At 69.7% G+C, this 5,676-nt stretch carries 5 protein-coding genes and 1 pseudogene; all 6 read left to right on the top strand.

Annotation, left to right across the window (positions count from 1 at the left end; genetic code table 11):
- On the top strand, positions 1 to 1,034 hold a 1,034-nt coding region (locus BN903_RS05280; protein WP_048076698.1), incomplete at its 5' end, for a thiamine pyrophosphate-dependent enzyme.
- Complete coding sequence (gene ilvN, locus BN903_RS05275) at positions 1,031 to 1,693, top strand: acetolactate synthase small subunit (RefSeq protein WP_048076697.1); 663 nt, start codon at positions 1,031 to 1,033, stop codon at positions 1,691 to 1,693. The genes BN903_RS05280 and ilvN, both read left to right, overlap by 4 nt.
- 25 nt (positions 1,694 to 1,718) lie before the next feature.
- Entirely contained in the window at positions 1,719 to 2,777 is a 1,059-nt protein-coding gene (ilvC, locus tag BN903_RS05270) for a ketol-acid reductoisomerase (protein WP_048076696.1), read from the top strand.
- A 79-nt stretch (positions 2,778 to 2,856) separates the two neighbouring features.
- Positions 2,857 to 4,278, top strand: coding sequence for a 3-isopropylmalate dehydratase large subunit (gene leuC, locus BN903_RS05265; protein WP_048076695.1), 1,422 nt, complete (start codon positions 2,857 to 2,859; stop codon positions 4,276 to 4,278).
- Positions 4,275 to 4,931 carry a 3-isopropylmalate dehydratase small subunit gene (gene leuD, locus BN903_RS05260; RefSeq protein ID WP_048076694.1) on the top strand — a complete coding sequence of 219 codons (657 nt, stop codon included), beginning with the start codon at positions 4,275 to 4,277 and terminating at the stop codon, positions 4,929 to 4,931. Before leuC ends, leuD begins: the two co-directional genes overlap by 4 nt.
- A pseudogene (locus BN903_RS05255) lies at positions 4,928 to 5,676 on the top strand (isocitrate/isopropylmalate family dehydrogenase); the annotation flags it as partial. The gene leuD and the pseudogene BN903_RS05255, both read left to right, overlap by 4 nt.

Below are 5,676 nucleotides of genomic sequence, written 5' to 3'. Positions count from 1 at the left end.
GGACGTTCGCCCGCAGCTACGGGATCCCGGTGACGACGACGATGCCGGGCATCGGATCCTTCCCCGAGGACGACGATCTCTGTCTCTCGTGGGCGGGGATGCACGGCACCGGCTACGCGAATCTCGCGATCACCCACACCGACTGCCTGATCGCGGTCGGGACGCGGTTCGACGACCGGCTCACCGGCGGGATCGACACGTTCGCGCCCGAGGCCGAGGTGATCCACGTCGACATGGACCCCGCTGAGATCTCGAAGAACGTCTACGCCGACTACCCGCTGATCGGCGACGCCGGGCGCGTCTTGGACCAGCTGACCGCCGCGGTCCGCGAGGCCCCCGACGCCGAGGCGTGGCGCGAGCGGTGCGCGGAGTGGAAGGAGACGTACCCGCTCACGTACGCGACCCCCGACGACGAGCCGCTGAAGCCGCAGTTCGTCGTCGAGGCGTTCGACGAGGCGACGGACGACGACACCATCGTCACCACGGGCGTCGGCCAACACCAGATGTGGGCCTCGCAGTTCTGGTCGTACTCGGAGCCGCGGACGTGGGTCTCCTCGCACGGGCTCGGCACGATGGGGTACGGCGTGCCCGCCGCGGTCGGCGCGCGCGTCGCCGCCGACACGATGGGCGAACCCGACCGCGACGTGGTGTGTTTCGACGGCGACGGCTCCTTTTTGATGACGATGCAGGAGCTGTCGGTCGCGGTCCGGGAGGAGTTGGACATCACGGTCGCCGTGCTCAACAACGAGTACATCGGGATGGTCCGACAGTGGCAGGACGCGTTCTACGAGGGACGCCACATGGCCTCGGAGTACAGCTGGATGCCCGAGTTCGACAAGCTGGCCGAGGCGTTCGGCGCGCTCGGGCTGCGCGTCGACGACTACGACGAGGTCGCCCCCGCCGTCGAGGAGGGGCTCGACTACGACGGGCCGGCCGTGATCGACTTCCACGTCGACCCCGAGGAGAACGTCCTGCCGATGGTGCCGAGCGGCGGTGCGAACGGCAAGTTCGCGGCCGTGGAGGACCAGCTATGAGCGGCGACGCTTCCGACTCCCGGCCGCTTCCAGGCGAGCAGCCCGGACCAGCGGAGCGCGACCACCCCGAGGGACGGCGGAACCTCGAAGGGATCCGGATCGACCCCGTCGTCGAGGCGGAACACGAGTCGCGGCGCGCGGTCATCTCCGCGCTCGTCGAGGACGAGCCGGGCGTGCTCGCGCGCGTCTCCGGGCTCGTCTCCCGGCGACAGTTCAACATCGAGAGCCTCACCGTCGGGCCGACGACCGTCGAGGGTCACTCGCGGATCACGATGGTCGTCGAGGAGACGGACCCCGGCATCGACCAGATCGAGAAACAGATGGCGAAGCTGAAGCCGGTGATCTCGGTCGGCGAGGTCGCCGGCGACGCCGTCACCTCGGAGCTGGTCCTGCTGAAGGTCGAGGCCGACGACCCGGCCGCGGTCCACGCTGTCTCCGACATGTACGACGGCGAGACGGTCGACGCCGGCCCGGAGACGATCACCGTCGAACTCACCGGTGACAAGGCCGACATCGACAGCGCGATCGGCGCGTTCGAGCGGTTCGGCATCGTCGAGGTCGCGCGGACGGGACCGACCGCCCTCGCGCGCGGCAACACCCCGACCGCGCCAGGAGAGAAACCCGGAACGGCCGGCGAACCGACCACCCACGACGACTGAGCGGTTTCACGACACTACCACCAACATGACCGACGACGACACGCAGACGTTCGATTCGACAGTATACTACGACGACGACGCGGACGAGGAGGCGATCGCCCACAAGACGGTGGCCGTCCTCGGCTACGGCTCGCAGGGCCACGCCCACGCGCAGAACCTCGCGGACAGCGGGGTCGACGTGATCGTCGGCCTCCGCGAGGGGAGTTCCTCGCGGGCCGCCGCCGAGAGCGACGGACTCCGCGTGGAGACCCCCGCGGACGCCGCCGCGGAGGCGGACATCGTGAGCGTCCTCGTCCCCGACACGGTCCAGCCGGACGTGTACGAGAACGCGGTCGAGCCGAACCTCGACGCGGGCGACACCCTCCAGTTCGCGCACGGGTTCAACATCCACTACAACCAGATCCAGCCCCCGGAGGACGTCGACGTGACGATGGTCGCTCCGAAGTCGCCGGGCCACCTCGTCCGCCGCAACTACGAGAACGACCAGGGGACGCCCGGCCTGCTCGCGGTGTACCAGGACGCGACCGGCGACGCCCACGACGAGGGGCTGGCGTACGCGGCCGCGATCGGCTGTACCCGCGCCGGCGTCGTCGAGACGTCGTTCCGCGAGGAGACGGAGACCGACCTGTTCGGCGAGCAGGCCGTCCTCTGTGGCGGCGTCACCTCGCTCGTGAAGCAGGGGTACGAGACGCTCGTCGACGCCGGCTACTCGCCGGAAATGGCGTACTTCGAGTGCCTCAACGAGCTGAAGCTCATCGTCGACCTGATGTACGAGGGCGGGCTCGGCGAGATGTGGGACTCGGTGTCCGACACCGCCGAGTACGGCGGACTGACGCAGGGCGACGTGGTCGTCGACGAGCACGCCCGCGAGAACATGGAGAAGGTCTTAGAGAAGGTCCAGAACGGCCAGTTCGCCCGCGAGTGGATCGCGGAGAACCAGGCGGGCCGCCCCTCCTACACCCAGCTCCGGACCGCCGAGAAGAACCACGAGATCGAGGCCGTCGGCGAGGAGCTGCGCGGGCTGTTCTCGTGGGAGGAGTCGGCGGAAGACGACGAGGAGGAGTCGGCCGAGGTGACCGCCTGATGGGCGTACGCGGCGACGCGAACCCCTCCCGCGAGACCGCGCGGTCCACGGACCCCGCGAACCGCTCGGGTGATCCCCGATGAGCGAGGGGACGCTGTACGACAAGGTGTGGGACCGGCACACGGTGACGCGGCTGCCGACCGGACAGGACCAGCTGTTCGTCGGGCTCCACCTCGTCCACGAGGTCACCAGCCCGCAGGCGTTCGGCATGCTGAAGGAACGCGGACAGGAGGTCGCGTTCCCGGAGCGGACGCACGCGACCGTCGACCACATCGTGCCGACCGGCAACCGCGACCGCCCCTACCGCGACGAGGCCGCAGAGAGCATGATGGCGGAGCTGGAGGCGAACGTCCGCGGCTCGGGCATCGACTTCTCCGACCCGGACTCCGGCGATCAGGGGATCGTCCACGTCATCGGCCCGGAGCAGGGACTCACCCAGCCGGGGATGACGATCGTCTGTGGCGACTCGCACACCTCGACGCACGGCGCGTTCGGCGCGCTGGCGTTCGGCATCGGCACCTCGCAGATCCGCGACGTGCTGGCGACCGGCTGCGTCGCGATGGAGAAACAGAAGGTCCGCAAGATCGAGGTGACGGGCGAACTCGGCGAGGGCGTCACCGCGAAGGACGTCATCCTGACGATCATCGGGAAGCTCGGGACCGACGGCGGCGTCGGCTACGTGTACGAGTACGCCGGCGAGGCCATCGAGGACCTCGGGATGGAAGGCCGGATGTCGATCTGTAACATGTCGATCGAGGGCGGCGCTCGCGCGGGGTACGTCAACCCCGACGAGACCACCTACGAGTGGCTGGAGGGGACGGACGCCTTCGAGGACGATCCGGAGGAGTTCGAGCGGCTGAAACCCTACTGGGAGTCGATCCGGAGCGACGACGACGCCGAGTACGACGACGTGGTCACCATCGACGGCTCGGCGATCGAACCGACCGTGACGTGGGGGACGACCCCCGGGCAGACCGCGGGCATCACCGAGCCGATCCCGGATCCCGAGGACCTCCCCGAGGAGGACCGGGACACCGCGAAGCGGGCCCAGAAACACATGCGCGTCGAGCCGGGCGACACGATGGAGGGGTACGAGGTCGACGTGGCGTTCCTCGGCTCGTGTACCAACGCGCGGCTGAAGGACCTCCGCGAGGCCGCGGCGTTCGTCGAGGGCCGCGAGGTCGACGACGACGTCCGCGCGATGGTCGTCCCCGGCAGTCAGCGCGTCCGCGACGCGGCCGAGGCCGAGGGGATAGACGAGGTGTTCAAAGAGGCCGGATTCGACTGGCGCGAGCCGGGCTGTTCGATGTGTCTCGGCATGAACGACGACCAGCTGGAGGGTGACGAGGCGAGCGCCTCCTCGTCGAACCGGAACTTCGTCGGCCGGCAGGGGTCGAAGGACGGGCGCACCGTCCTGATGAGTCCGATCATGGTCGCGGCCGCGGCGGTGACCGGCGAGGTCACCGACGTCCGCGAGATGGAGGAGGTGGCGACCGTATGAGCTCGCCCGAGTTCAGCGACGGCGAGGCTCCGGCGGAGAAGGTCACCGAGGTCTCCGGCACCGGGATCCCCGTCCGGGGCAACGACATCGACACCGACCAGATCATCCCGGCGCGGTTCATGAAGGTCGTCACCTTCGACGGGCTGGGTCAGTTCTCCTTCTTCGACCAGCGGTTCGACGACGAGGACAACGAGAAGGACCACTCGTTCAACGAAGAGCGGTACCGGGGCGCGAACGTCTTGGTCGTCAACGCCAACTTCGGCTGCGGCTCCTCCCGCGAACACGCGCCGCAGGCGCTGATGCGCTGGGGGATCGACGCGGTCGTCGGCGAGTCGTTCGCGGAGATCTTCGCGGGCAACTGCCTCGCGCTCGGCGTCCCGACGGTCACGGCGGATCAGGACGACATCGAGGCGCTACAGGACTACGTCGAGGCCAACCCCGACGCCGAGATCGACATCGACGTGGCCGCGGAGACGATCACCTACGGCGACACCGTGATCGACGCGACGGTCCACGACGCACAGCGGAAGGCGCTCGTCGAGGGCGTCTGGGACACCACGGCGCTGATGGGCGCGAACGAGGGCGCGGTCCGCGAGACCGCCCGGTCGCTGCCGTACGTGCCCGCCGAACACGTCTCGGGGGACGAGGCGTGAGCCACGAGGTCGTCGTCATCGAGGGCGACGGGATCGGGAAGGAGGTCGTCCCGGCCGCCGTCGAGGTGCTGGAGGCGCTCCCCGTCGACTTCGAGTTCGTCGCGGCCGACGCGGGCGACGCGGTGAAGGAGGCGACCGGCGAGGCGCTCCCCGCCGAGACGTACGATCTCGCCGCCGACGCGGACGCGACGCTGTTCGGCGCGGCCGGCGAGACGGCCGCCGACGTCATTCTCCCGCTGCGGGAGGCGGTCGACTCGTTCGTCAACGTCAGGCCCGCGAAGGCGTACCCCGGCGTCGACGCGCTCCGCCCGGAGACGGACGTGGTCTTCCTCCGCGAGAACACCGAGGGCGTCTACGCGGGCCACGAAGACCGGCTGAGCGAGGATCTCTCGACGCTGGCGCGCGTCGTCACCTCGTCAGCCTCCCGCGAGCTGGCGGAGTTCGCGTGCGAGTTCGTCGCGGACGGCCGCGGTCCCGCCGGCGACCCGAGGAGGGTTCACGGTCGCGCACAAGGCGAACGTGATGCGCGAGACGGACGGGCGCTTCCGCGAGGAGGTGCTCTCGGTCGCCGCGGAGCGCGGCGTCGACGCTGACGAGGAGCTGATGGACGCGTTCGCGACGAAGCTCCCGCTCGACCCGACCCAGTACGGCGTGGTCGTCTGCCCGAACCTCGCGGGCGACGTGCTCTCCGACCTGGCCGCCGGGCTCGTCGGCGGGCTCGGGCTGCTCCCCTCGGCGAACGTCG

The organism is Halorubrum sp. AJ67 (genome assembly GCF_000513435.1).
The sequence above is the reverse complement of the archived record's forward strand: the minus strand, read 5'-3'. Positions and strand labels throughout refer to the sequence as shown.

Coding starts and splice junctions, on each gene's coding strand:
- ilvC (WP_048076696.1), top strand. CDS start 1,719: ATGACCGACGACGACACGCAGACGTTCGATTCGACAGTATACTACGAC.
- leuD (WP_048076694.1), top strand. CDS start 4,275: ATGAGCTCGCCCGAGTTCAGCGACGGCGAGGCTCCGGCGGAGAAGGTC.
- leuC (WP_048076695.1), top strand. CDS start 2,857: ATGAGCGAGGGGACGCTGTACGACAAGGTGTGGGACCGGCACACGGTG.
- ilvN (WP_048076697.1), top strand. CDS start 1,031: ATGAGCGGCGACGCTTCCGACTCCCGGCCGCTTCCAGGCGAGCAGCCC.